At 67.1% G+C, this 25,167-nt stretch carries 25 protein-coding genes; 11 read left to right on the plus strand and 14 right to left on the minus strand.

The features are described 5' to 3' along the window. Positions 1-159: 159 nt before the first annotated feature. A complete protein-coding gene (locus tag FRZ44_RS04590; protein ID WP_151176064.1) occupies positions 160-1,065 on the minus strand; it encodes an isocitrate lyase/PEP mutase family protein in 906 nt (301 codons plus the stop codon). A 188-nt stretch (positions 1,066-1,253) separates the two neighbouring features. Between FRZ44_RS04590 and FRZ44_RS04595 the strand changes: the two genes are divergently transcribed. Continuing rightward, positions 1,254-1,670, plus strand: a complete 417-nt coding sequence (locus tag FRZ44_RS04595) for a hypothetical protein (RefSeq protein ID WP_151176065.1) — start codon at positions 1,254-1,256, stop codon at positions 1,668-1,670. A gap of 200 nt (positions 1,671-1,870) precedes the next feature. Here the strand turns inward: FRZ44_RS04595 and FRZ44_RS04600 are convergent, their stop codons facing one another. After that, positions 1,871-3,034: an IS4 family transposase gene (locus tag FRZ44_RS04600; RefSeq protein ID WP_151175693.1), complete on the minus strand. Its 1,164-nt coding sequence runs from the start codon at positions 3,032-3,034 to the stop codon at positions 1,871-1,873. Between the two features lie 175 nt (positions 3,035-3,209). Beyond that, positions 3,210-3,812, minus strand: a complete 603-nt coding sequence (wrbA, locus tag FRZ44_RS04605; RefSeq protein ID WP_151176066.1) for an NAD(P)H:quinone oxidoreductase — start codon at positions 3,810-3,812, stop codon at positions 3,210-3,212. A gap of 308 nt (positions 3,813-4,120) precedes the next feature. Here wrbA and FRZ44_RS04610 point away from each other — a divergent pair, with 308 nt between their 5' ends. Next, positions 4,121-5,032 carry a LysR family transcriptional regulator gene (locus FRZ44_RS04610; protein WP_151176067.1) on the plus strand — a complete coding sequence of 304 codons (912 nt, stop codon included), beginning with the start codon at positions 4,121-4,123 and terminating at the stop codon, positions 5,030-5,032. A gap of 23 nt (positions 5,033-5,055) precedes the next feature. On the opposite strand, the gene FRZ44_RS04615 is transcribed toward FRZ44_RS04610, so the two are convergent. The 5 genes from FRZ44_RS04615 to FRZ44_RS04635 form a co-directional block, all read right to left on the minus strand. After that, the gene (locus tag FRZ44_RS04615; RefSeq protein ID WP_151176068.1) at positions 5,056-5,511 is read right to left on the minus strand and encodes a hypothetical protein; all 456 of its coding nucleotides are present in this window, start codon (positions 5,509-5,511) and stop codon (positions 5,056-5,058) included. 73 nt (positions 5,512-5,584) lie between these two features. After that, the gene (locus FRZ44_RS04620; RefSeq protein WP_151176069.1) at positions 5,585-7,669 is read right to left on the minus strand and encodes a hypothetical protein; all 2,085 of its coding nucleotides are present in this window, start codon (positions 7,667-7,669) and stop codon (positions 5,585-5,587) included. Positions 7,670-7,895: 226 nt separating this feature from the next. Next, positions 7,896-10,601 carry a DUF4159 domain-containing protein gene (locus tag FRZ44_RS04625; protein ID WP_151176070.1) on the minus strand — a complete coding sequence of 902 codons (2,706 nt, stop codon included), beginning with the start codon at positions 10,599-10,601 and terminating at the stop codon, positions 7,896-7,898. Then, positions 10,598-11,515: a DUF58 domain-containing protein gene (locus FRZ44_RS04630; RefSeq protein WP_151176071.1), complete on the minus strand. Its 918-nt coding sequence runs from the start codon at positions 11,513-11,515 to the stop codon at positions 10,598-10,600. Before FRZ44_RS04630 ends, FRZ44_RS04625 begins: the two co-directional genes overlap by 4 nt. A 38-nt stretch (positions 11,516-11,553) precedes the next feature. Further along, positions 11,554-12,558: an AAA family ATPase gene (locus FRZ44_RS04635; RefSeq protein ID WP_151176072.1), complete on the minus strand. Its 1,005-nt coding sequence runs from the start codon at positions 12,556-12,558 to the stop codon at positions 11,554-11,556. 71 nt (positions 12,559-12,629) lie between these two features. Between FRZ44_RS04635 and FRZ44_RS04640 the strand changes: the two genes are divergently transcribed. The 4 genes from FRZ44_RS04640 to FRZ44_RS04655 all read left to right on the plus strand — a co-directional run bounded on the left by FRZ44_RS04640 (position 12,630) and on the right by FRZ44_RS04655 (position 15,426). Next, on the plus strand, positions 12,630-13,190 hold the full coding sequence (locus FRZ44_RS04640; protein ID WP_151176073.1) for a DUF1285 domain-containing protein: 561 nt from the start codon (positions 12,630-12,632) through the stop codon (positions 13,188-13,190). Positions 13,191-13,213: 23 nt separating this feature from the next. Beyond that, on the plus strand, positions 13,214-13,837 hold the full coding sequence (locus FRZ44_RS04645; RefSeq protein WP_225308545.1) for a CoA pyrophosphatase: 624 nt from the start codon (positions 13,214-13,216) through the stop codon (positions 13,835-13,837). After that, complete coding sequence (locus tag FRZ44_RS04650; protein WP_151176075.1) at positions 13,834-14,112, plus strand: DUF6111 family protein; 279 nt, start codon at positions 13,834-13,836, stop codon at positions 14,110-14,112. Before FRZ44_RS04645 ends, FRZ44_RS04650 begins: the two co-directional genes overlap by 4 nt. An 87-nt stretch (positions 14,113-14,199) precedes the next feature. Next, positions 14,200-15,426, plus strand: coding sequence for a CCA tRNA nucleotidyltransferase (locus FRZ44_RS04655; protein ID WP_225308546.1), 1,227 nt, complete (start codon positions 14,200-14,202; stop codon positions 15,424-15,426). A gap of 35 nt (positions 15,427-15,461) precedes the next feature. Here FRZ44_RS04655 and FRZ44_RS04660 read toward each other — a convergent pair whose 3' ends face one another. The 3 genes from FRZ44_RS04660 to FRZ44_RS04670 all read right to left on the minus strand — a co-directional run bounded on the left by FRZ44_RS04660 (position 15,462) and on the right by FRZ44_RS04670 (position 18,009). After that, positions 15,462-16,472 carry an IS30 family transposase gene (locus FRZ44_RS04660; RefSeq protein ID WP_151176077.1) on the minus strand — a complete coding sequence of 337 codons (1,011 nt, stop codon included), beginning with the start codon at positions 16,470-16,472 and terminating at the stop codon, positions 15,462-15,464. Positions 16,473-16,587: 115 nt separating this feature from the next. Then, positions 16,588-17,451, minus strand: coding sequence for an oxygen-dependent coproporphyrinogen oxidase (gene hemF, locus FRZ44_RS04665; RefSeq protein ID WP_151176078.1), 864 nt, complete (start codon positions 17,449-17,451; stop codon positions 16,588-16,590). Positions 17,452-17,559: 108 nt separating this feature from the next. Next, positions 17,560-18,009 carry a tRNA (cytidine(34)-2'-O)-methyltransferase gene (locus FRZ44_RS04670; protein ID WP_151176079.1) on the minus strand — a complete coding sequence of 150 codons (450 nt, stop codon included), beginning with the start codon at positions 18,007-18,009 and terminating at the stop codon, positions 17,560-17,562. A 354-nt stretch (positions 18,010-18,363) separates the two neighbouring features. Between FRZ44_RS04670 and petA the strand changes: the two genes are divergently transcribed. The 5 genes from petA (at position 18,364) to FRZ44_RS04695 (ending at position 22,289) form a co-directional block, all read left to right on the plus strand. After that, complete coding sequence (gene petA, locus FRZ44_RS04675) at positions 18,364-18,951, plus strand: ubiquinol-cytochrome c reductase iron-sulfur subunit (protein ID WP_151176080.1); 588 nt, start codon at positions 18,364-18,366, stop codon at positions 18,949-18,951. After that, on the plus strand, positions 18,948-20,237 hold the full coding sequence (locus FRZ44_RS04680) for a cytochrome b (RefSeq protein WP_151176081.1): 1,290 nt from the start codon (positions 18,948-18,950) through the stop codon (positions 20,235-20,237). The genes petA and FRZ44_RS04680 overlap by 4 nt, the downstream gene beginning before the upstream one ends. Beyond that, positions 20,234-21,010 carry a cytochrome c1 gene (locus tag FRZ44_RS04685; RefSeq protein ID WP_151176082.1) on the plus strand — a complete coding sequence of 259 codons (777 nt, stop codon included), beginning with the start codon at positions 20,234-20,236 and terminating at the stop codon, positions 21,008-21,010. Before FRZ44_RS04680 ends, FRZ44_RS04685 begins: the two co-directional genes overlap by 4 nt. A 227-nt stretch (positions 21,011-21,237) precedes the next feature. Next, complete coding sequence (locus FRZ44_RS04690; RefSeq protein ID WP_151176083.1) at positions 21,238-22,089, plus strand: VOC family protein; 852 nt, start codon at positions 21,238-21,240, stop codon at positions 22,087-22,089. 17 nt (positions 22,090-22,106) lie between these two features. Further along, positions 22,107-22,289, plus strand: a complete 183-nt coding sequence (locus FRZ44_RS04695) for a hypothetical protein (protein ID WP_151176084.1) — start codon at positions 22,107-22,109, stop codon at positions 22,287-22,289. Positions 22,290-22,309: 20 nt separating this feature from the next. Here FRZ44_RS04695 and FRZ44_RS04700 read toward each other — a convergent pair whose 3' ends face one another. The 3 genes from FRZ44_RS04700 to FRZ44_RS04710 form a co-directional block, all read right to left on the minus strand. Beyond that, complete coding sequence (locus tag FRZ44_RS04700) at positions 22,310-23,320, minus strand: IS30 family transposase (protein ID WP_151176077.1); 1,011 nt, start codon at positions 23,318-23,320, stop codon at positions 22,310-22,312. 162 nt (positions 23,321-23,482) lie between these two features. After that, a complete protein-coding gene (locus tag FRZ44_RS04705; RefSeq protein WP_151176085.1) occupies positions 23,483-23,899 on the minus strand; it encodes an aconitase X swivel domain-containing protein in 417 nt (138 codons plus the stop codon). Next, complete coding sequence (locus tag FRZ44_RS04710) at positions 23,896-25,146, minus strand: aconitase X (RefSeq protein WP_151176086.1); 1,251 nt, start codon at positions 25,144-25,146, stop codon at positions 23,896-23,898. The genes FRZ44_RS04705 and FRZ44_RS04710 overlap by 4 nt, the downstream gene beginning before the upstream one ends. Between the last annotated feature and the right edge of the window lie 21 nt (positions 25,147-25,167).

Here is a 25,167-nt window from a genome sequence, read left to right on the forward strand (position 1 = left end):
GAAGCGCTTTCATGCACCGCACCCCTCCCCCTACCCCCTCCCGCAAGGGGAGGGGGCGTGGTTGGCGTAGAACTCGCTCGAAGCTTGAAAGTAGAGCGAAGCGATCACATTGAATAAGGGGGTAGGGGGAGGGGTGCCGCAGCACCGCTGCAGAAATCCTCAATCCCGATCCGCCGAAAACGCCGCGACGATCTCCCGCGCCTGCTCGTCATAGGCGGCCTCCTCCGCGCGCAGGCGCGAGAGGCCGACCAGCTCGTTGAAGCTGGCGAAATCCACCATGTTCGCGCGCCAGGCATCGCTGGTGCCGTCGCGCGCGAGCGTGGCATAGAGACCGGCCACCGCGTGGGCGATCGCGTAGCTGGCCGCGACCGGATAGGTCACCATCGCAAAGCCGACCTCTTCGAGCGCGTCGGCCGGCAGGATCGGCGTCAGGCCGCCCTCGACATTGTTGGCCATGCAGGGGCCCGGCACCTCGGCGCAGACATAGGCCATCTCCTCGACCGTCAGTGGCGCCTCGACGAACAGCACGTCGGCGCCGGCCTCGCGATAGATCTGCGCGCGCTCGACCGCGGCCTCGAGACCCTCGACCGCGCGTGCATCGGTGCGCGCCATGATGACGAGGTCACCGTCGCGGCGCGCATCGAGCGCCGCCTTGATCTTCGCCACCATCTCGACCGCGGGCACCACCTGCTTGCCCTTCATATGGCCGCAGCGCTTGGGCGCCAACTGGTCCTCGATGAAGAGCCCCGCCACGCCGGCGCGCTCGAACGCGCGCACCGTGCGCGCCACATTGGCGGTGCCGCCATAGCCGGTATCGGCATCGGCGAAGACCGGCAGCTCGGTCTGATCGCAGAGCCGGGCATACATCTCCGCCATCTCGCTCATGCCGAGCTGGGCCATGTCCGGCACGCCCAGGAGGCTTGCGGTCGCGGCATAGCCGCCGCAGGTGACGGCCTCGAAGCCGGCCTGCTCGGCCAGCCGCAGGGTGAGGGCGTCATGGACGCCCGGCAGCAGCAGGATCTCGGGGGCTTCGACCAGCAGGCGGAAACGGGTGCTGCGCTTCATGGGGCAGAGCTCCGGCGGGAGAAGGGTGACTCGGGCGGGCCTCGGGTCCCAGCATAGCGGCGAGCCCGGTCCGGAGGCGAGATCTCGGGTCCGGCCTCTGGTCGTTGGCCTTGGGCCTGTTCCGGCAGGGAGGGTGCCCCTATGCTGGCGGCTCGCCGCCAGAACCGTCATTCCCGGGAGCCCACGCAATGACGCCCTTTGCCTTGCGACTGTCCCGCCTGTCTCTGCAGGCCGGCCTGGTGGCCGCCATCGCCCTTTTCAGTTCGGCCCAGATCCGCGCCGACGACGACACCGCGGTCGAGACCGAATATCTGGATTATCACCGCGCGATCTATGCAGCGGTGCTGTGCCAGGGCGCGGGGCTGGAGCAAAAGGGCGTCGGCGATCCCAACGCGCAGCAGATCATGACCGCGCATGAGAATCTGGCCCAGGCGATCTCCGTCAGCGTCGGCGACGAGATCAGCGCCGGACGCCGGCTGACGCTGATCGAGCAGGCCAAGGCCGAGATCCGCGAGCTCAAGAAGACCAAGGGCTGCGACGACCCGGAGATGAAGCGGGTCCTCGACATCTATCACACCGAGCTGGAGCCGGCGCTGCAGGAGTAGGGTGCCTGGGAGTAGAGCGAGTCTGGAGCTGCCCCTTACTTTCTAATCTCCTCCCCCCTTGAGGGGGAGGTTAGGGAGGGGGGTGCCGCAGACTCCGAAGCCACCACCGAATCTATGGCGGGAATGGACCGCTGACGTTTGTGCGTTTGCCACCCCCCATCCTCACCTTCCCCCTCAAGGGCACGGCTGTCCGGGGAAACTCATGCATAACAGAACGCCATCTGGTTGGCTGGGACTTTGGGAGATGGCTTGCTTGGATTGACGGGCGGCGGGCGATCGATACGGTGGAAGGTTTTCCTGGTAAAGAGCGACTGGCCGACGAGTTCGGCCAGTCGCAGGAGGGGGATTTTCACGCTGTGGAGGCGCGCGCCGATGCGCAGGAGCAGATAGGCGATCATGGCGGCGAGGACCTGCAGCCGGATGGCATTTTCGTTGTTGCCAAGGAACTTGCGAATATCGAGATGCTGCTTGATCCAGCGGAACAGCAGCTCGATCTGCCACCGGGTCTTGTAGAGGGTGGCGATTTCCACGGCCGAGCGGGTCATATCGTTGGTGATGAGGGTGATGACGCCGCCTTTTTCGCGCCGGACCCGGATCCGACGCAGCCGGATCGCCAGCTTGGAATCGCCCTTACTGACGAGGCGGACCTCGGCGTCGTCGATGATCCTGAAGCCGTCGCCGACAATCTTCCGGAGCTTGCGCCGCTTGGTGGCGCGCAAGCGCATGTTGGACTTCGCGCGCGTGACGAAGACCGCCTCGGCGGCGTCGATCTGGCACCACCAACTGTAGCGACAATAGCCTTTGTCGAAGACATAGGTGGCTCCGGCCTCGATCGGCACGCGCCGGCCCACCTCGATGTCGTTGATGGTGGCCGGCGTGACCTCGACCGAGCAGGGGCGATCGGCCTTGGGATCGTAGACGACATGCATCTTCATGCCGCGGATCCGGCCGTTCCAGTCCGCCCAGGCGCAGACCTTGCCCAGCGGAATCGGCGAGGCGTCGATCAAACGCAGCATCTCGTTCCCTTCCTGGCGAGCCAGCCGATCCACCTCCTGGGAAAGCGTGCCAAACAGCCCCGCAAACACACTCACTGGACGGCGCGCATTGGCATCCGACAAGGTCGAACGAACCAGCTTCCCGACCCCCAGATGGTAGTGATGCTGGGAGTTGGCGTTGAAACCCGCCTCCACCCCCCGCAGGCTCTTGGCGTGGCTGAGCTGGGCGTAGATCAGCGCCACCAGATGATCCCAGCTCTTGAAGGATTTGTCGTAGGCATCGCCGTCGTGGCGCTCCACCAGCGTGCGGAATTGACGCCGATCGATGGGTTTCAGCAGGCTCACGAAGATGCTACCCATGTACTGCATGCCCGGTTCCCTTTCTGAGTCTCGACAACCAGAAAGTACCCGGAAAACCTCCGGAAAACCGGGCATGCGCCCGCGACCTATCGACTCATTCCCCGGACAGCCCTGCATCTTTTGGGGGAGGGGATAAGGAGAAGGGGTCGCCTAAGTTCCGATCATCCTCGACTTCAACCGTACCTCACCCCTTCAGCTTCGCCGCGATCCCCGCCACATGCTTCCCCTGGAAGCGGGCGATCTTGAGCTCGTTCTCGCTGGGCATGCGGCTGCCGTCGGTGTTGGAGAGGGTGGTGGCGCCGTAGGGCGTGCCGCCGGTGATCTCCTTCATGTTCGACAGTTCCGGGCAGCTATAGGGCACGCCGACGATGATCATGCCGAGATGCATCAGCGTGACATGAGTCGAGAGGATCGTCGTCTCCTGGCCGCCATGCTGGGTCGCGGTCGAGGCGAAGACGCTGCCGACCTTGCCGACGAGCGAGCCCTTCATCCAAAGGCCGCCGGCCTGGTCGAGGAAGTTGCGCATCTGGCCCGCCATGTTGCCGAAGCGGGTGGGGACGCCGACGATGACGGCGTCGTAATCGGCGAGCTCGTCGATGGCCGCGATCGGCGCCTTCTGGTCGAGCTTCATGCCCGACTTCTTCGCGACCTCCACCGGCACCGTCTCGGGCACCCGCTTGATCGTCACCTGCGCGCCCGCGACCTCGCGCACGCCGGCGGCCACGGCCTCGGCCATCGCCTCGATATGGCCGTAGGCGCTGTAATAGAGCACCAGAACTTTCGTCATCTTGTGGACTCCTTGAAACGGACGAGGGCTGCCGCAGACCTTCCTGCGAAGCGAGCCTCGGCGGATGAAGAGTGAAACGAGACAGCGGCGGGAAGCTTGTCGGATCCCTTCGTGAGGATTCGTCTCCCGCCCGAAACGGCCCTTCGGGCCTGGGCAGACGCGCCAGCCCTCTCGTTCGGGAGCAGACCCTGGTCCACCACCGTCCAGAGGCCGAAGCTTAGGCCTCGCCTGATTCGTGACGAATAGGGCGATTTGTGAAAGGATATTTTCTAATTTGTGAACAATGATCCCGAAACGGAGTGACGACCTTGGACCGCCTGGAAACCCTGCGTGTCTTCCGGAAAGTCGCCGACCGCCAGAGCTTCTCCGCGGCGGCGCGCGAGCTCGGCCTTTCCAACGCCGGGGTCAGCAAACATATCGCCCGGCTCGAGGCCGATCTGGGCGCGCGCCTCATCGACCGCACCACCCGGCGCATGAGCCTGACCGAGGCGGGCCGCGCCTATTTCGATCGCTGCGTGCGGATTCTCGACGATCTGGCCGAGGCCGACCAGGCGGTCGGCCGCCTCACCGCGGCGCCGCGCGGGCTGTTGCGCGTGACGGCCCCGGCCTCGTTCGGCGTGCCCTATCTCTCGCGGCTGCTGCCGGAATTCATGGCGCGCCATCCGGAGCTCTCGGTCGATCTCTCCTTCAACGACCGCTTCGTCGATCTGGTGGAGGAGGGCATCGATCTGGCGGTGCGCATCCGCACCGATCTCCCGGATTCGCAGTTGGTGGTCCGCCGCCTGGCGCCGGTCGAGCGCATCCTCTGCGCGTCACCGTCCTATCTCGCGCGGCGCGGGGAGCCCCGGCATCCGCGCGAGCTCGGCGCGCATGACTGCATCGTCTATACGCTCTCGACCACGCCCGGCGAATGGCGTTTCCAGGGACCCGACGGCCAGACCGCCGTGCCGATCAACGGGCGGTTTCGCTGCAACAATGGCCAGGCGATGCTGGCGGCGGCCGAGGCCGGGATCGGCATCGCCAACTCGCCGATCTTCTCGGTCGCGGCCGCTCTGCGCGCCGGTCGCGTCAGGCGGCTCCTGCCCGACTGGCAGCCGCCGCCCCATGCGCTCTATCTCGTCTATCCGCCCGGGCGCCATCTCTCGCCGAAGGTCAGGGCCTTCGCCGACTTCCTGGCCGAGCGCTTCACGCCGCCGGTCGAATGGGATGCGGTGAGCTAGCGGGACGAAGTCAACGCCGCCCCCTAGTGCGGGCAAGTGCCTTCGACTTCCCAGGACATGACGAAGGTGTCGCGCAGCGCATGCGCCAGCTTGTAGGCGGCGCTCTGCGCGGGCGTCAGATTGGTCAGATCCTTGTCGATCGTCCGGGCGAGCTGGATCATCGATTCTTCGACATTGGGACATTCGACCATGCTGAGCTCGGCCACATAGAGCTCGCGGAACCGCGTCCGGGCCTTGTCGATATCCTCGTCCGTCTCGACCTCGGGATTGGCCAGCACGGCGGCCGCATGGACCGCTTCCAGATAGAATTTCTGGCGCAGCTCGAGGAACGGCTTGGCCAGCTCCAGCTTGCGGGTTTCGGCTTCCTTGACGCGGGCCTCGGCCTCGCTCTTCTGGGCCGCGGACAGACTCCAGATGCTGATGACCACGCCCACCACGACGCTGATCACCGTCACCAGCTTCGAGATTGTCTCGAGCATTCGCGATCTCCCCACCCCTGCGTCGTCGGAACGCTCACTATAGAACGAAGGACCGGATCGAGGGAGAAAAGTCCTACTGTCCTTCGCGCCGCCAGGCGGCGAGCGTGGTGCCGATGCCCAGCAGCAACAGCAGCCACACGGGCAGCAGCGGCAGCTCGGTGCCGCCGGTGACGATGAAGTCGCCATTGCGCCGCAGGCCCAGCCAGCCGCTGCCGGCGGCGGTGCGGTCGGGCGCGACGCCGCGGACCTGCGGGACATTGTCGCCGCCGGCATCGAGCCGGAACACGCCACCACCGGTCAGCTCGCTCACGGGTTTCAGCAGGTCGGGCGTGGCGCGCAGGTCCGACATCTCCTTCGAATTGAGCGCGCCCATGGCGGCGAAGGCCTGGCGTGTGCCGTCCGTGATGCGATAGAGCCCGTTCTCCTCGACATTCAGCTGCCCGACCGCGCGGCCGTCGCCCTTGTCGTCGATCGGGACATCGAAGGTCGCGCCCGAGGGCGCGGTGACGGTCACGGATTTCGGCTGCGCCGAGAGGCTGCGCCGCGTCACGGTCAGATGGCCGTCGATGATGGCGGCCTTGAGATCCTCTTCCTCGAGCTCGGGCTCCTTCATCAGCCAATGCGCCACGCGGCGCAGCAGCTCGGCCTGCGGGCCGCCGCCTTCATAGCCGCGCGACCAGAGCCAGATCTCGTCGGAAAGCAGTTGCGCCACGCGGCCTTTGCCGACACGCGAGAGCACCAGTAAGGGGTCGCCCTGGATGCCGGTCATGACGGCCGCACCCCCCGGCTGGGTCGTGGCCGCGACCTGCCGGAACCAGCGGCCCCAGGTCGGCGGGTTGCTGTCGCCGCCGGGCAGGCCCGCCGTGACCGGATGGCGCCGGCCGATGTCGCTGATGACGGGCTTGAAGCCCTGCTCGAGAACTTCGCCCGTGGGGGCGGCCGGGAAGATGCGGCCGAGCGGCGAATCATAGAGGCTGTAGGCGCCGGCATAGGAGCTGCCGGCGGCATCCAGGAGCGCGCCGCCATTCTCGACGAAATGCGCGATGTTCTCGAGATAGGCGCGCGGCAGCACGCCGCGGCGCTGATAGCGGTCGAAGATGACGAGATCGAACTCGTCGAGCTTGACCTCGAACAATTCGCGGATCGGGAAGGCGATCAGCGACAGCTCGTTGATCGGCGTGCCGTCCTGTTTTTCCGGCGGGCGCAGAATGGTGAAATGCACCAGATCGACGCCGGGATCGGATTTGAGCAGGTTGCGCCAGGTTCGCTCGCCCGGATGTGGCTCGCCCGAGACCAGCAGGACCCGAAGCCGGTCGCGCACGCCGTTGACGGTGATGAAGGCGCTGTTGTTGGCGAGCGTCAGCTCCTGGGGGCCGGCCTCCGCCTTGATCTCGAACAGCGTCTCGCCCGCATGCTGCAGATCGAGCGAAAGGTTGGTGTCCTGGCCGGTCGGCACGAAGACGGGCTGGAGCGCCTCGCCGTCGCGGGTGATGTCCACGCGCACGCGGCCTGCGGGCGGCCCTTGCGGGAGATCGTCGACGCGGATGGTGAACTCGACCTTCTGACCGACGATGCCGTAGCTCGGCAGCTTCGGCACCGTCAGGCGGCGGTCGCCCTCGTTCTCGCGGCCGGTCAGCAGCAGATGCACGGGCGCGTCGATGCCGAGCGTCTTGGGATCCTCCGGCAGGTCATGGATCTCGCCGTCCGACAGCAGCACGACGCCGGCAAGCCGCGAGGGCGGCAGGTCGGCGACCGCATCCTTGACCGCCGTCATCAGTTCGGTGCCGTTGTCGGCCTCGCTGCGGGCGGGCTTGACCCGCACCACGCGCAGCTCGAGGCCGGGGATCGCGCGCAGCCGCTTCTCGATCTCCGGTGCGGCCGCCGCGATCTGCTCGGGCCGCGGCGCGATCTGCTCGCTCGAGGATTCGTCGATCGCCAGCACCGCGACATCGTCGATCATGCGGCGCTCTTCCTTGACCGCCGAGGGATTGACCAGGGCGCCCAGCAGCACCAGCAGCGCCAGGACGCGCCAGGAGGTCCCGCGCGCACGCCGCCACAGGCAGAGCGCGATCAGCAGCGCGGCCACGACCGCGGCGCCCGCGATCAGCCACCAGGGCAGCAGCGGCGCAAAGGCGATGCTCCAATGGCCGGCGGTCATGGAGCGGGCCCTTTATCAACAGCCGCATCGCGCGGTGTCCCCCCTCCCCCTACCCCCTCCCGCAAGGGGAGGGGGCGAGGAGAAAACCACGGCTCGCCTTTCATGGAGAAAGTGCCGCTGCTGATAAAAGAGAGGGGGCGTGAACAAAACCACGGCCCCTCCCCTTGCGGGAGGGGCGGCGAGCGCAGCGAGCGGGGAGGGGAGCCGCAGACGTGGTGCCCGATCCTCATTGCCCCAGCCTCTCGAGGATCGCCGGCACATGGACCTGGTCCGACTTGTAATTGCCGGTCAGCGCATACATCACGATGTTGACGCCGAAGCGGTAGGCCATCTCGCGCTGGCGCTGGCCGCCGGGGACGGTGGCGTAGAGCGGCTGGCCGGATTCGTCGACGGCCCAGGCGGCGGCCCAGTCGTTGCTGCCGACCACGACCGAGGAGACGCCGTCATTGGAGCGGCCCTGGCCTTCCTCGACCCAGAGCGTGCCGCTGGCCCAGCGTCCCGGGAACTGCTGCAGCAGGTAGAAGGCCTTGGTCAGCACATGGTCCTGCGGCACCTGGATCAGCCGCGTGATGTCGATGCCGCGCGCGACGCGGTTGAAATTGGCGAAGCCGCTGGCGCCGCCGTCGCGCGTGTCGAACAGGATCAGCCCGCCATTCTTGAGATAGTCGTTGACCCGGCGCAGCGCCGTGTCCGACATCGCGACCTCGCCGTTGGATATCGGCCAGTAGATCAGCGGGAAGAAGGCGAGCTCGTCCCGCGCGGGATTGATCGCCACCGGCTCGCCGACATCGATCGCGGTGCGCTGGCGCAGGACCAGCGAGAGGCCGAGCAGCCCCGCCTTGCTGGCGCGGTCGATCTCGTCGTCGCCGCTGCTGACATAGGCGAGACGGGTCTGCTGCGTGTCGCCCAGCGCATTGTCGTCATTGTCCTTGGCCTGCGCCGGGGTCGCGGCGAGACCGCCGGCAAGCGCGAGCAGCAGGAGGGCGCCGGCCACGGCGGCGCGGCCGGGCAGGAGCCCGCGCAGCGCGAGCGAGATTACCAGATCGATCAGGAACAGCGCGAGCGCGGCCGCCAGCAGCCAGGGCTTGAAGTCGAAGGTGGCGCCGACGCTGGTGCTTTCCACGGTCACACCCTCCGGCCAGGCCTGGATCGCCTGCCAGCCGATCAGGCCGGTGCCGAGATTGAGCGCGCGCTGCGTCGCCTCGCTGCCATAGAAGCCCGGCGGATGATCGGGACCGATCAGGCCCTTGTCGAAGACCTCGGGACCGGCGGCGGTCGCGAGCGGTGCGGGCGCGCCGAGCCGGCCGAAGCCGTCGAGCGTGCGGTAGGGCGGGAGCGTGCCGTTCGCCTCGCTGCCGGCGACGCCTTCGCTCAGGGCCAGGATCTTCTGCAGCATCTGCACGAAGAGCCCCGACAAGGCGAGGTTGGACCAGTCGGCATTGGCACTGGTATGGACCAGCACGAGCCAGCCGCGACCCGAGCGCGCGGCGGTGACGAGCGGCGTGCCGTCGGTGAGCCGCGCCCAGGTCTTGTCGCCGAGCGAGAGCTCCGGCTCCGCCAGCACCTGGCGGAAGACGCGCACATCGTCAGGGACCGTAAGGCCGGCGAAGGGCGAGGTCGGCGCGAAGGGCGCGATCTGCGCCGGCTGTTCCCAGGTGAGGGCGCCGCCCAGCGTGCGCCCGCCGCTGCGCAGGCGCACCGGAAGGAGCGTGTCGTCGGTGTTCTCCGCCAGTCGCGGGCCGGCGAAGCGTAGCAGCAGCCCGCCATTCTCGACCCAATGCTGCAGCGCGTCGGTCTCCTCGGCGGTGAGCCTGCCGATATCGACCATCGCCAGCATCGAGAGCCCGCCCTGGATCAGGCTGGGGATCGTGCCCTCGCGCAGGTCCGTGCCAGGCCCGAGCGCGCGGCGCAAGTAATAGAGCTCGCTCAGCAGCGTCTCCTCGCGCCCCGTATCGGCGCCGGCGACGAGACCCACGGGGCGGCGGCGCCATTGCGCGTCGACCAGGAAGGTCGAGCCGGCGGAGGCCTCGTTGGCGACCGAGATCGTGGCGATGCGGTTGCGCAGCTCGACCGGCAGCTTGATCTGAGGATTGGCCTCGGTCGCGCCGGCCTCGAAGGTCGCGGGCTGGCGCGCGACCAGCTGGCCCTGGCGGTCGCTCGCCATCAGCTCGACGGTTCGCGCCGGCCCCGCCGCGGGGCGCAGCAGATGCAGCGTCATCGCCTCGCTGTTGTTCTCGGGCGGACGCTGCAGCAAGGCGCGCGCGCTGTCAGGCGCCGCAATGACTGTCAGCGAACCGAACTTCGCCAGCCTTTCGCCGAGCTGCTTGTCGGCGCCATCGGGATCGGCGATGCCGTCGCTGGCCCAGAACACGCTGGCCTCGGCGAAGGGCGCCTTGTCGAGCGCGGCCAGGGTCGCCTTGCGATCCGTCGGCCAGGGCTGCGGCTCGACCCGGCCCAGCGCCTGGCGCGCCTCGGCCGCGGGCATCGGGCCCTGGATCTGCGGCTTCGCGCCGTCCGCACCCGGCGCCGTCGCGATCAGCGCCGCCATGCGGCCCTCGCGCTCGGCCTGGCGCAGGCGATCGGCCAGCGTCGCCTCCTGCTCGTTCCAATGGGCGGCCGCGGCCCAGCCATTATCGACCACCAGCAGCAGCGGCCCGTCGCCCGCGAGCGCCTTGCGCGCATCCTCAAGCGGATGGGCGAGGGCGACGATGATGAGGGCCGCGATCACGAGGCGCAGCAGCAGCAGCCACCAGGGCGTGCGATAGGGCGTTTCCTCCGGCGGGCGCAGTCCGAACAGCAGGCGGATCGCCGGAAAGATCTGCCGCTTGGGGGCCGGCGGCATCAGCCGCAGCAGCCACCACAGGACTGGCAAGGCCAGCAGCGCCACCAGCACCCAGGGGGCCGCGAAGCTGAGATCGGCCAGCCCCATCATCGGATCCTGACCTCGGACCGCTCGCCGAGCCGGCGATAGAGCGCCAGCAAGGCGGATTCGGGCGAACGGTCGGTGGTGGTGAGCGCGTAGCTCCAGCCCAGCGTGCGGGCCAAGGCCGCCATGCCGTCGAGCTGCGCCTGCAGCCGTTCGGCATAGGCCTGGCGGATCGCCTCGACCCGGCCGATCAGCGCATCGCCCTCCCGCTCGGTGCCCTCGAAGCGGATGCGGCCGGTGAACGGCAGCGACTGCTCGGCGGGATCGAGCAACTGGAGGATATGGCCATGCGGCTGATATTCGGCGAGCCGCTTGAAGCGCGTTTCAAGCGTCGCCAGCGGCGAGAGGAAATCGCCGACCAGCACCAGCTCGGCATGGCGCGGCAGCCGCAGATCGGGCGGCAGGCTCTGGTCCTCGGGATGATGCTGCAGCAGCAGCGCCAGCCGCTCGAGGCCGCGATGGCCGGTGAAAGGCGGCGCGCCTTCGCCCAGGAGGGCGACGCGCTCGCCGGCATCGAGCAGGAGTGCCGCGAGCGCGAGCGTCACCAGGTCGGCGCGCTCGATCTTCTCCGGCAGATTGCGGCCCGAGCGCCAGCGCATCGAGGCCGAGGCGTCGCGCCACAGATAGATCGTCTGCGCCGCGGCCCATTCGCTCTCGCGCACGAACACCGGATCAGCCTTGGCCGACTGGCGCCAGTCGATGCGGCCCACCGGATCGCCCGGCTGATAGCGGCGGAACTGCCAGAAGGTGTCGCCGGGGCCGACGCGGCGGCGGCCATGCACGCCCTGCTCGACGGTGGCGGCGATGCGTTCGGCCTGCACCAGAAGCGGCGGCAGGGCGGCCGCCATGGACTGGGCGCGCTCGCGCAAACCCGCTTCGTTCGAAGTCGGCCTGCCGCGAATTTTGGCGCCGAACGCCATGCCTGCTCCCTCTGCCGCCGCGCTCGCTTGCGTTCGCCTCAGCGCAAGGGCTGGATCAGGCGCTCGATCACCTCATCGAGGCCGATGCCTTCGGCGCGGGCGGCGAAATTGAGCGCCATGCGGTGGCGCAGGATCGCGGGCGCCAGCGCCACCACATCCTCGACCGAGGGCGCGAACCGCCCTTCCATCAAGGCACGGGCGCGGGCCGCCAGCATCAGCGCCTGACTGGCGCGAGGGCCGGGGCCCCAGGCCACATGCTGGCGCACCGTTTCGATCTCGCTGCTTTCGGGCCGGCCCGAGCGCACCAGGCTGAGGATCGCCTCGACCACGCTGTCGCCGACCGGCACGCGGCGCACCAGGCGCTGCGCCAGCAGCAGGTCGCCGGCCGTCATGACCGGCTCGGCCTTCTCCTCGTCCGCGCCGGTGGTGGCGAGCAGCATCTGGCGCTCGGCCGCCTGCTCGGGATAGGTGACGTCGATCTGCATCAGGAAGCGGTCGAGCTGCGCCTCGGGCAGCGGATAGGTGCCCTCCTGCTCGATCGGATTCTGCGTCGCCAGCACATGGAAGGGCTGGGGCAGGGGGTGGGGATGGCCGCCGACGGTGACGCGGGCCTCCTGCATCGCCTGCAGCAGCGCCGACTGGGTGCGCGGGCTGGCGCGGTTGATCTCGTCGGCCATGAGCAGCTGGCAGAAGACCGGTCCGGGAATGAAGCGGAAGGAGCGCCGGCCGCTGTCGGTCTCCTCCAGCACCTCGGAGCCCAGGATGTCGGCCGGCATCAGGTCGGGCGTGCATTGCACGCGCTTGTCCTCGAGCCCGAGAACGATGCCGAGCGTCATCACCAGGCGGGTCTTGGCCAGGCCCGGCACGCCCACCAGCAGCGCATGGCCGCCGGCCAGGAGCGTAATTAGGGTTTGATCGATCGTCGCTTGTTGGCCGAAAATGACGCGACCGATGCTGCGGCGAACCTGCTGCAGCGTGTCGCCGAGGCGGCCGATCTCGGCGGCAAGCCGGTCGGCGGAAATCACGGTATCGGGGGAACTCACCGTCGGCTGCTCCTTGAATGGTTCGGGGGCATGGATCGGACGGGCGTCGATCGAACAGGCCAAGCCATCCTATGACTGCAGGCAAGCTGTCGGAAGGCACTCTTTCGTTACCTTCTTCGTCGCCCGGCCCGGGAAGGGAGCCGCAGCAATGCGGCGAATTTGCGATTCGGATCGGGCGGGACGGCACCTGGTATTATCTGAACTCCCCGATCGGCCGGAAACCGCTGGTCAAGCTGTTCTCCACCGTGCTGCGCCGCGAGCCGGACGGGGATTACTGGCTCGTCACGCCCTATGAGCGGGGGCGGATCGAGGTCGAGGATGTGCCCTTCGTCGCGGTCGAGGTCACGGCCGAGGGCGCCGGACCCGCCCAGCGCCTGCGTTTCCGGACCAATCTCGACGACGAGGTGGTGGCCGACAAGGACCACCCGATCCGCGTGCTGCAACAGCCTGGGACCGGCGAGCCCACTCCCTATATCATGGTACGGGACGGGCTCGAGGCAAGACTGACTCGGCCGGTCTTCTATGAGCTGGTGGAACTGGGCGAGAGCCGTCATGAGGACGGCGAAGAGCAGCTGGGCGTATGGAGCAGCGGACAATTCTTTCTTCTGGGACGGACCGACGCGGAAGCCTGAGCCCCGCCGCCATTCGCGATGCCTTGACGGCGAAGCCGCCCGGCGTGCGCCGCGCGCCGCGCGGGCCCGTGGCGCTGGAGCTGCCGGACGAGACGCGCGGCGACCACGATCTCAACCCCGACATGATGCCGAAGCTGCCGCTGACGGCGGCGGCCGTGCTGGTGCCGCTGGTGCTGCGGATGGAAGGGCTCACCATTCTCCTGACCCAGCGCACCGAGCATCTGGCCGAACATGCGGGCCAGGTCGCCTTTCCGGGCGGTCGCGTCGATCCCGAGGATGCCGATGCGATCGCGGCCGCGCTGCGCGAGGCCGAGGAAGAGATCGGGCTGGCACGCCGGCTGGTCGAGCCGATCGGGCAGCTCGACACTTATGTGACGCGCACCGGTTATGAGGTGACCCCGGTGGTGGGATTGGTGCAGCCGCGTTTCGATCTGGTGCTCAATCCGCTCGAGGTCGCCGACGCCTTCGAGTTGCCGCTGGCCTATCTGCTGGACGCAGCCAATCGCCGGATGGAGAGCAGGGTCTATAACGGCGTCGAGCGGCATTTCTGGACGGTGCCGTGGCAGAACCGCTTCATCTGGGGCGCCACCGCCGGGATGCTGGTCAATCTGGCCGAGATCCTGGCGCCGCGGGCCGGCGCCTCATGAGACGCTTCCTCGAGATCCTGATCCCGCTGCTGCTGCCGACGCTGATCTATTTTCTCTATCTTGCGATCGCCCGCCGCCGGGCCCAGGCCACCGGTGCGGCACCGACCCTCGTCTTCAAGGACATGCCCTGGAGCTGGCTCGCCGGCGCCGGGGTCGCTCTGCTCGCCGTGACCCTGGCGGCCTCGGCCTTGTTCGGCGGCGCCGCGCCCGGAAGCCACTATCAGCCGCCCAGCCTCGAGAACGGGCAGATCAACCAGGGCGGATTCTCGAATTGATGCGGGCGTATCAAGAAAAACCATCCCCTCTCCCAACTTTTGGGGGAGGGGATTAGATTTTTGATTTCAATGTCGAAGGGAATTTTGATGACAGACCGGCGCCTGACGCCGCAGCCCTGGATGACGCAGCCGCGTACGCAGGCCGTGATCGCCGCCTTGAGCGCGGACGAGGCGGAGGTGCGGTTCGTCGGCGGCTGCGTGCGCGACGCGATTCTCGGCCGCAAGATCAAGGATATCGATCTGGCGACACCCGATTCGCCCGAGACGGTGATCGCGCTGCTGAAGGGTGCTGGCATTCGCGCGATTCCGACGGGCATCGAGCACGGCACGATCACGGCCGTCATGGAGGGCCATCCCTTCGAGGTGACGACCCTGCGCCGCGACGTCGAGACAGACGGGCGCCATGCCAAGGTCGAGTTCACGGACAATTGGCGGGAAGACGCCGCGCGGCGCGATCTCACCTTCAACGCCATGTCGCTCTCGCCCGACGGCACGCTGCATGATTATTTCGGCGGCTATGACGATCTTCAGGCGGGCCGGGTGCGGTTCGTCGGCGATCCGGCGATGCGCATCAAGGAAGATGTGCTGCGGCTGTTGCGTTTCTTCCGCTTCTTCGCGCATTACGGCAAGCCGCCGCCCGATGCCGAGGCGCTGGCCGCCTGCCGGTTCGCGGCGCCGCAATTGTCGACGCTCTCCGGCGAACGGCTCCAGGCCGAGACCCTGAAGCTGCTGGCGGCGGGCAATCCCGCACCCGTGGTGGCGCTGATGCAGGATCAGCATGTGCTGACGCATCTGCTGCCGGAAGCGCAGAGCGTCGCCAAGCTCGCGGCGCTGGTCATGATCGAACGCGCTCTCGGGCGCGAGTTCGATCCGCTGCTGCGGCTGGCGGCGCTGATCGAGGGCGGGCCGGAGAGCGCGCGCGCGGTCGCCTGGCGGCTTCGGTTGTCGAATGCCGATCGCGACCGGATGATCGCGGCGCTCGAGGCGCCGCCGCTCTCGCCCTCGCTCGACGGCAAGGCCTGCCGCCTCGCGCTCTATCGCCTGGGCTGGGAGACCTTCCGCGACTGCGTGCTGTTGAGCTGGGCGGCGAGCGGCGACATGCCGGACGCGCCGCAATGGCGGGGACTGCTCGCCCTCAGCGAGAACCCGCCGCCGGCCTTTCCGCTGCAGGGCCGCGATCTCCTGACGCTCGGCGTGCCCGCCGGCCGTCGCGTCGGCGAGCTCTTGAAGGAAGTCGAAGCCTGGTGGATCGCGGGCGACTTCCGCGCGGATCGGAAGGCGTGCCTGGAAGAGGCGAAGAAGAGGGCCTCTTAGTCATCCCGGCGAAAGAGTCGCCGCAACTCCTCTCGTCATCCCCGCGAAAGCGGGGAGATGGATTCACACTCCAAGTGCAACACTTGGCTGCAGAAGATTTCAGCGGGGCTGTGCCAGTCAAGGCATTTGCGCGGGGTGTTGTTGTAGGCGCGGACCAGATTTGAGAGTTGGCGTGTGGTGAGGGTGTCGAGGTTGGTTTTTCTGGGGATGTTGCGGCGCAATCGCCCGATGGCGTTTTCGACGCCCCCTTTCTGCCAGGGAGCATAGGGGTCGCAGAAGAAGGTCTGGATATCGAGGCGGTGGAGCTCGTAGTGACGGGCGAACTCGGTGCCATTGTCGAAGGTGATGGTCTGGCGCAGGGATTGGGGCAGAGGCCCGAGCAAGCTGGCGATAGCGTCGGCGATCGGCTCGGCATGCTTGCCGTTGGACCGGCCGACGATGAGCAGGCGGGAGGATCGCTCATGCAAGGCGAGGAGGGCCTGGCCGTAGCGGGTGAACATCATGAGATCGGCTTCCCAGTTGCCGGCGACCGAACGGTCCCCGACGGCGGCGGGTCTTTCTGCAATGGAAACACGATCTTGGATGTGCAGGGCCGAGCTGCCGCCCTTGCGGCCGCGGCGGCCGCGTTTGCTCTTGGCGCGGGGCAGGTAATGGCGCCAGCGATAGTCCTTGTGGCGGGTGATCTGGGCCTGGATGAAGCGGTAGATGCTCTCCGGGCTGATGACGTGCCGGCCCTGCTGGCGTTCGAGCCAGCCGCAGACCTGCTCGGGCGACCAGCCTTTCTTCAGGCCGTCGAGGACTTGCCGGCGCAACTTGGCGTCACGTTCCAGACGCGAGCCTCGCCAGCGCCGGGCCCGGGTCTGCTGCTGGGCGTAGACGGCCCGATAGCCGATCTGACGGCCGGTGTTTCGCTTCAGCTCCCGAGAAATCGTCGATGCTGGGCGATCCAGAGCTGCAGCGATCTGGCGGATCGAGTGGTCTTTGGCCTGAAGGCTGGCAAGGATGGCGCGCTCTTCGGCCGAGAGCTGAGTGTATTTTGTTCCCATGGCAACACCCTAATCTGGTGTTGCACTTCGTTTGAAAATTCAGCGGACCCAACTTTCAGCTTGGTGCGCTGGATCGAGTTGGTTCCCCGCTTTCGCGGGGATGACAGCGGGGGAGTTACGGCCAGATCACCTCGGGCGGCAGCGACATGAGAATCGCTTCCGTGTTGCCGCCGGTCTTGAGGCCGAAGGTGGTGCCGCGGTCGTAGAGCAGGTTGAACTCGGCATAGCGGCCGCGGCGGATGAGCTGGTGGCGGCGCTGCTCGGGCGTCCAGGGCTGGTTCAGGTGGCGCCGCACGATCGCGGGATAGACCTCGAGGAAGGCCAGCCCCACATCGCGGGTGAAGGCGAAGTCCTTCTCCCAATCGCCGCTGTCGAGATTGTCGTAGAAGATGCCGCCGACGCCGCGCGGCTCGTTCCGGTGCGGCAGGTAGAAATAGCGGTCGCACCATTCCTTGAATTTCTCGTAGTAGCGGTCGTCATGCTTGTCGCAGGCGGCCTTGAACGCGGCGTGGAAGCTTGCCGTGTCGGCATCGTCGGGAAACATCGGCGTCAGGTCGGCGCCGCCGCCGAACCAGCCTTTGCTGGTCACGATATGGCGCGTGTTCATATGCACGGCGGGCACCAGCGGCGAGCGCATATGGGCCACCAGGCTGATGCCGCTGGCCCAGAAGCGTCCGTCCTCGCCGGCACCCGGAATCTGCTTGCGGAACTCCTCGGAGAAGACGCCTTCGACGGTCGAGACATTGACGCCGACCTTCTCGAAGACACGGCCGCGCATCACCGACATGACGCCGCCGCCGCCGTCGCCCGTCTCGGAATCGGGCCGGGTCCAGGCGCTGCGCTCGAAACGGCCGGCCGGCATCTCCGCGTGGGTTCCGGTCAGCTCGTCTTCGAGCCGCTCGAACTCGGCGCAGATCCGGTCGCGCAGTTCCTGGAACCAGGCGGCGGCGCGCGATTGCCGGGATGACATCGAACTCATGAGTTGCTGGGGCTCTCTGACGACAACGGACATGGTGCTGCGTTCGGGGCCGCGAGGGCAAGCGACCCCTTCTCCCTTTTGGGTGGCGATATCGGCTTTCTGACGGATTCAGCCGGGCCAGGCGTTGATTTGCCTCAATGCTTCGCCCAGGGCCAAGGCGGCGGCGAGGGCGATATTGAGCGAGCGCATCTCCGGCTGCATCGGGATCCGGAGGCGGATATCGGCGGCCTCGTGGATGGCGGCCGGGACCCCGGCGCTTTCGCGGCCGAGCAACAGGGTGTCGCTCGATTCGAAGGCGAAGGCGGGCAGGGCGTGGTCGCCGGCCGTGGTCAGGAGGACGATCCGCCCGGTCCTCGCCGCCTGGAACGAGGCCCAGTTTTCATGGCGACGGATCTCGACCCGGTCGAGATAGTCCATGCCGGATCGCCGCATCCTGCGGTCATCGAAGGGGAATCCGAAGGGCTCTATCAGATCGACGGCGACGCCGAGACAGGCCGCCAGGCGGAGAATGGCGCCGGTGTTCTGCGGGATGTCGGGCTCATAGAGGGCGAGGCGCATCGAATGTCCCTGGAGGGCGAAGCCGCGAGGTCGTGGCGCGACCGGGCTCGGGCGCGGTCGCCGATCTGTTCCGGATGCGGCATCTGGCCGGGCCCCGGAGCGCTAGGCAAACCCCCGAAATTCGACTATACCGCTTGCCGTCGAAGGGGTTAGCGGCTCCCGATTTATGCGGCGGATTGTCGCAAGAGAGCCGAAGACCGCTTCGTCGGCAGAGTGTTATAAGGGCGCGCGAGCCCACCTGGATAATGCCTTGCGGGGAGGGAACGGACCGTCGGTCCTGATCGGTCCTGCGCTGCAAGGAGCTTCTTGATCCGGGCCTCGGGCGTGGGGCGCGACCAAAGGAGTAAGAGAGAGATGGCGGAAAGCCTTCAGGCCAGCGTGGGCGCGGGGCATGGCCCCGGCGCGCATGGCGAGGGGACACGGCGTGACTTCCTCTTCCTGGCCACAGGTGCGGTGACCGCCGTCGGCGTCGCCTCGCTCGTCTGGCCCTTCATCGATCAGATGAATCCATCGGCCGACACGCTGGCGCTCTCCACCACCGAGATCGACATCAGCCATGTCGAAGTCGGCCAGGCGATCACCGTGCTCTGGCGCGGCAAGCCGGTCTTCGTGCGCCACCGCACGCCGGAAGAGATCAAGGAAGCCGAGGACGTCAACATCAAGGAACTGCGCGATCCGCAGACCGATCAGCAGCGCGTGCAGAAGCCGGAATGGCTGGTCATGGTCGGCGTCTGCACCCATCTGGGCTGCGTGCCGCTGGGCCAGAAGCCGACCGATCCCAAGGGCGAGTTCGGCGGCTGGTTCTGCCCCTGCCACGGCTCGCAATACGACACCTCCGGCCGCATCCGGAAGGGCCCCGCGCCGCGCAATCTCGAGATCCCGGCCTACATCTTCGAGACCGACACCACTCTCCTGGTTGGGGCGGAGGCCAAGAAGTCGTGAGCACGCCAAAGTTCAAGAACCCGATCGTCCGCTGGATCGATTACCGGCTGCCGATATTCAGCTTCCTCGACCACGAGATGCATGAATATCCGACGCCGAAGAATCTGAGCTACTGGTGGAACTTCGGCTCGCTCGCCGGCCTCATGCTGGTGGTCATGATCGTCAGCGGCATCATCCTGGCGATGCACTACACCCCGCACGTCACGCTCGCCTTCAACAGCGTCGAGCACATCATGCGCGACGTGAATTACGGCTGGCTGCTCCGCTACATCCATATGAACGGGGCGTCGATGTTCTTCATCGTCGTCTATGTCCATATCTTCCGCGGGCTCTATTACGGATCCTACAAGAAGCCGCGCGAGCTCCTGTGGATGATCGGTGTCGTCATCCTGCTGCTGATGATGGCGACCGCCTTCATGGGCTATGTGCTGCCGTGGGGCCAGATGAGCTTCTGGGGCGCCACCGTCATCACCAACCTGTTCTCGGCCCTGCCGATCGTCGGCAAGTACATCGTGACCTGGCTGTGGGGCGGCTTCTCGGTCGACAACCCGACCCTCAACCGCTTCTTCTCGCTGCACTACCTGCTGCCCTTCGCGATCCTGGGCGTGGTGGTCCTGCATGTGCTGGCGCTCCACAAGCACGGCTCGAACAACCCGCTCGGCATCGACACCAAGGGCCCGCAGGACAGCATCCCCTTCCACCCCTACTACACGGTGAAGGACTATTTCGGCGTCGGCGTGTTCCTGATCTTCTACGCCGCGCTGGTGTTCTTCAGCCCGAACTTCTTCGGCGAGCCGGACAACTACATCCCGGCCAACCCGATGGCGACGCCCACGCATATCGTGCCGGAATGGTACTTCCTGCCCTTCTACGCGATCCTGCGCGCGGTGCCGGACATCTGGTTCATCGAAGCCAAGCTCGGCGGCGTGCTGGCGATGTTCTCGGCCATCCTGGTGCTGTTCGTGCTGCCCTGGCTCGATCATTCGCCGGTGCGCAGCGCCCGCTTCCGTCCGACCTACAAATGGTTCTTCTGGATCCATCTGGCGGACTGCCTGGTGCTGGGCTGGGTCGGCGCGAATTCGCCCGACGCCAGCTTCCATGGCGTGCCGTTCCTGATCATCGGCCGCATCGCGACCGCCTGGTACTTCATCCACTTCCTGATCGTGCTGCCGCTCCTGGGCTTCTTCGAAAAACCGAAGCCTTTGCCCACGAGCATCAGCGAGCCCGTGCTCAAAGGCGGCGGCAAGCTCGCCGGCGCCACTACCAAGCCGATGGAGAAGGCATGATGCGTCGCAACGCGCTCCTGGCCTTCGCCACCGCGGCCCTGGTCGCCTCCGGCCTCGCCGTCACGACCGCCCGCGCGGCGGAAAGCGAGCATTCGCTCGAGCATCAGCGCTGGTCCTTCGACGGGCTGTTCGGCACCATCGACCAGGCGGCCGCGCAGCGCGGCTTCCAGGTCTATAAGGAAGTCTGCGCGGCCTGCCACTCGCTGTCGCTGGTCGCCTATCGCAATCTGGGTGCCATCGGCATCGGCGAGGACCAGATCAAGGCGATCGCAGCGCAGTACAATGTGATGGACGGTCCCAACGACGCGGGCGACATGTTCGAGCGGCCGGCCAAGCCCTCGGACAAGTTCGTCGCTCCCTTCGCCAACGCGAACGCGGCGCGCGCCGCCAACAACGGCGCCCTGCCGCCCGACCTCTCGCTCATCGTCAAGGCGCGCGAAGGCGGGCCCGACTATGTCTATGGCGTCCTCACCGGCTTCGTCCCGCCGCCGGCGGGCGTGACGGTGCCGGACGGCATGTATTACAACGCCGCCTTCCCGGGCCACCAGATCGCGATGCCGCCGCCGCTCTCCGATGGTTCCGTCACCTATGCCGACGGCACGGAGGCGAGCGTCCATCAGGAGGCGCATGACGTCGTCACCTTCCTCGAATGGACCGCCGAGCCGGAGCTCGACGCCCGCAAGAAAATGGGCGTGAAGGTGATCCTGTTCCTGATCGTGCTGACCGGCCTCGCTTACGCCGTGAAGCGCAAGGTCTGGAAGGATATTCACTGACCGACTGATCGCGGTTCTCGATTGAAGGCCGGGCGCGAAGCGATGCTTCGCCCCGGCCTTTTTCTTTTGCTGACACAGCGCGTTTGCGGCACCCCTCCCCCTACCCCCTCCCGCAAGGGGAGGGGGCGTGGATGGCGTAGCTCTCGATTGGAGCTTTGAAGTAGAGCGAAGCGATCATGTTAACTTGAGGGGTATTCATAGAATGTGATCGTGAAAGGCTTTCTCCCATGACCCCACCCGCCCTCTCCGGTATCGACCACACCCTCGTCGGCGTGCGCGATCTCGACGCGGCGCGCGAGCGCTGGGCGCGGCTGGGATTTACGGTGACGCCGCGCGGCCGGCATATCGGCTGGGGCACGGCCAATTACTGCGTGATGCTGGAGCGCGGCTATATCGAGCTCCTGGGCATCCTCGATCCGGGCCAATTCACCAACAATCTCGACAAATTTCTCGAGACCCGGGAAGGGCTGATGGGTCTCGCCTTCGCCAGCGACGATCCGGCCGCGACCAAGGCGCGGCTCGAGGCGCTGGGGCTTCATCCCGACGGTCCCAAGGATCTGAAGCGCTATCTCGAGCTGCCCGAGGGCGACGTGCTGCCCGAGTTCCGGCTGCTGTTCCTGCCCAAGGCCGAGACGCCCGATCTCTCGGCCTTCGTCTGCTGCCATCTGACGCCGGGGCTGGTGCGCCGCCCCGCCTGGCTCGACCATGACAATGGCGCGGTCGCGCTGCGCGGAATCACGGTCATCAGCGACGCGCCCGACAAGAGTGCCTCCGGCTATCGCGCCTATTTCGGCGAGACGGCGGTGCGCGCGATTCCGGGTGGTGCGGAGGTGGCTTGCGGCCCCGAAAGCCTGCGCTTCGTCACCCGCGAAGGCTTCGCCGCGCTCTATCCGGGCCAGGGCGCCTGGCCGCCCTTTCCAGCCCCCTTGCCGGCCGCGATGACGGTCACGGTGCGCGAGCCGTCGCGGACCATGACCCACCTCTGGAACCGCGCCATCCGTGCCGACCGCGACGGCGACCGAATCTGGGTCGGGCCGTCCGAAGCGAACGGGCTGGTGCTGGAGTTCGTGAAGGCGTAAGCGCAAGGGGAAGGGTGATGAGCGAGATCAGCGACGTTCATAAATTGGCCGGCGATGAGATCATGGTCTGGATGGACCGGCCGGGCGGCCCGATCTGCATCAAGACGGTCAATAGCCATAATGATCCTGTCGAGATGGCCGAGCACGAGGCGGAAGAGCTTGTCGAGGTGCTGCAGAAGCTGATCGCGAAGTGCCGCTGACCCTCCACCGCTCCCCAATGTCATCCCCGCGAAAGCGGGGAGATGGATTCACACTCCAAGTGCAACACTTGGCTGCAGAAGATTTCAGCGGGGCTGTGCCAGTCAAGGCATTTGCGCGGGGTGTTGTTGTAGGCGCGGACCAGATTTGAGAGTTGGCGTGTGGTGAGGGTGTCGAGGTTGGTTTTTCTGGGGATGTTGCGGCGCAATCGCCCGATGGCGTTTTCGACGCCCCCTTTCTGCCAGGGAGCATAGGGGTCGCAGAAGAAGGTCTGGATATCGAGGCGGTGGAGCTCGTAGTGACGGGCGAACTCGGTGCCATTGTCGAAGGTGATGGTCTGGCGCAGGGATTGGGGCAGAGGCCCGAGCAAGCTGGCGATAGCGTCGGCGATCGGCTCGGCATGCTTGCCGTTGGACCGGCCGACGATGAGCAGGCGGGAGGATCGCTCATGCAAGGCGAGGAGGGCCTGGCCGTAGCGGGTGAACATCATGAGATCGGCTTCCCAGTTGCCGGCGACCGAACGGTCCCCGACGGCGGCGGGTCTTTCTGCAATGGAAACACGATCTTGGATGTGCAGGGCCGAGCTGCCGCCCTTGCGGCCGCGGCGGCCGCGTTTGCTCTTGGCGCGGGGCAGGTAATGGCGCCAGCGATAGTCCTTGTGGCGGGTGATCTGGGCCTGGATGAAGCGGTAGATGCTCTCCGGGCTGATGACGTGCCGGCCCTGCTGGCGTTCGAGCCAGCCGCAGACCTGCTCGGGCGACCAGCCTTTCTTCAGGCCGTCGAGGACTTGCCGGCGCAACTTGGCGTCACGTTCCAGACGCGAGCCTCGCCAGCGCCGGGCCCGGGTCTGCTGCTGGGCGTAGACGGCCCGATAGCCGATCTGACGGCCGGTGTTTCGCTTCAGCTCCCGAGAAATCGTCGATGCTGGGCGATCCAGAGCTGCAGCGATCTGGCGGATCGAGTGGTCTTTGGCCTGAAGGCTGGCAAGGATGGCGCGCTCTTCGGCCGAGAGCTGAGTGTATTTTGTTCCCATGGCAACACCCTAATCTGGTGTTGCACTTCGTTTGAAAATTCAGCGGACCCAACCCTCCACCGACACCGCTGGATCGAGTTGGGCCCCCGCTTTCGCGGGGGTGACAACCAAGCGAGGGTGACAATCAAGCGGCGACGACAACCAGTTTGTGAGTGGCGAATCTCACGCCACTCTGATCGTCCCGTCTCTTCCGATCGTCACCTCCGCCCCATCGGCCAGCGCCGCCTGTTGCTCGCGCGGGACCACCAGGACCGGGATCGAGCCGTAATTCATCTCGCGGGCGACCACGACGCCGAGGCCGAGGATCGCGTCGGGCTCGGCGACGACGAGGGCGGCCGGCGCGAGGCGCTTGGCCATCAGCTCCAGCATGATGTAGCTCGAGGAGGAGGAGCCGATCATGCCGGGCAGCACCAGCACGCGGCCCTTGAGCTCGGCCTGGTGGTTGGGATGGCGCGGGTCGCTGATCCGTCCCGTGACCGGATCGACGCCGCCCCAGAAGCTGATCGGCTTTGCGAGCTTGAGCACGCGGCCGCGCGCCTCACCTTCGACCTGGATCTTGCTGTCGAGCACCGCGGTCATGACCACAAACCCTCGTCGCGGCTGACGCGGCCTTCGATCGCGGATTTCACGCAATCGGCGAGGCTGCCATAGACCACCTCGTAGCCGGTGTTGGCCGGGGTGTAATGCGCGAACTTGCCCGAGTTGGTCATGAGCACGCCGCTCCGGCTCGGCAGGATCGGCGCCACCACGACGCAGGTGTCGGCCACCACCGTCACCCCGGCCTGCTGGAGGGGCTTCAGGCGCCGCCGCCGCTCGAGCTCGGCCACCACATGGCGGCCGGTGCAGACGAAGAAGGGCAGCTTCACATGGCGCCCGTCGATCAGATCCTCCAGCGCCTCGAACTCCTCCAGCGAGAAATGCGGGCTGCCCAGTGCCACTGCATCGATCCGCTCGCCCTTGACGGTCGAGAGTCGGTCGCGCGCAGTGCGCAGCATGGCGGCATCGAGCCGGATGGTCTTTTCTGGCGGTTGGTTACCCAGCGCCGCCGCGGCCGTGGGCGCTTCGGGTGTCACGCCCGCCACATGGAACAGGCCGACGGCCCCACTGGAAGCGGCGGCTGCCCCCAGCGCCTTGAGCTGGTCCTCGCTGGTGAAGGGCGGGAGCCCCTCGATCACGCCGATGGCATTGCCGATCTCGGCGCCATACCAGGCGCCCAGCACCGGATAGAACACGTCGCTGGCCTTGAGCGCGTGCGAGAGAGCCGAGGTATCGACCAGGATCGTGGCGCGGCGCTTCTCGGCGCGATGGAGGCCGTAATCGGGCGCGCGCGCGACGATCGCGCAGCAGATGTCGAGGAAATCGCCATAGCGGTTGGTGCGGGCCCCCAGCACCGAGTTGCAGAAGGCGACCGCGTTGCTTTCGCCCCAGGCCACCTGCTCGCCGAATTTGGGCCGGTGTCCCGCCTGATAGGGCGAGCAGGTCCAGGTCGGCCAGCAGCCCATCGCCTCATAGGCCTTCATCAGCCGCAGCGCCATCTCGTGGCGGTGGGGATCGGCCTTGACCGTCGCGGGCGTGATGAGATCGAGCCCGCCGACATTCATGGTCGAGGGGATCGCCACGCGGGCCCCTTCGCCGACCAGCCGCTCGGCGAAATGGACGCCGCTGTCGCCGTGATAGAGGCCGCCATCGATATGGGAGGAGGTCACGCGGATGAGCCGCTCGGCGCCCAGCATCGCGCCCATCTCGGCCAGGATGCGCATCGACATGGCGGCGGCATCGCTGCCGGCGGCAATGGCTCGTTCTTCGTCGGTCAGTCGGACAGGCATGGGACCCGCACTCGCAGAAGG

The sequence above is a fragment of the Hypericibacter terrae genome (genome assembly GCF_008728855.1).
In the GTDB taxonomy this organism is placed as follows: Bacteria; Pseudomonadota; Alphaproteobacteria; order Dongiales; family Dongiaceae; genus Hypericibacter; species Hypericibacter terrae.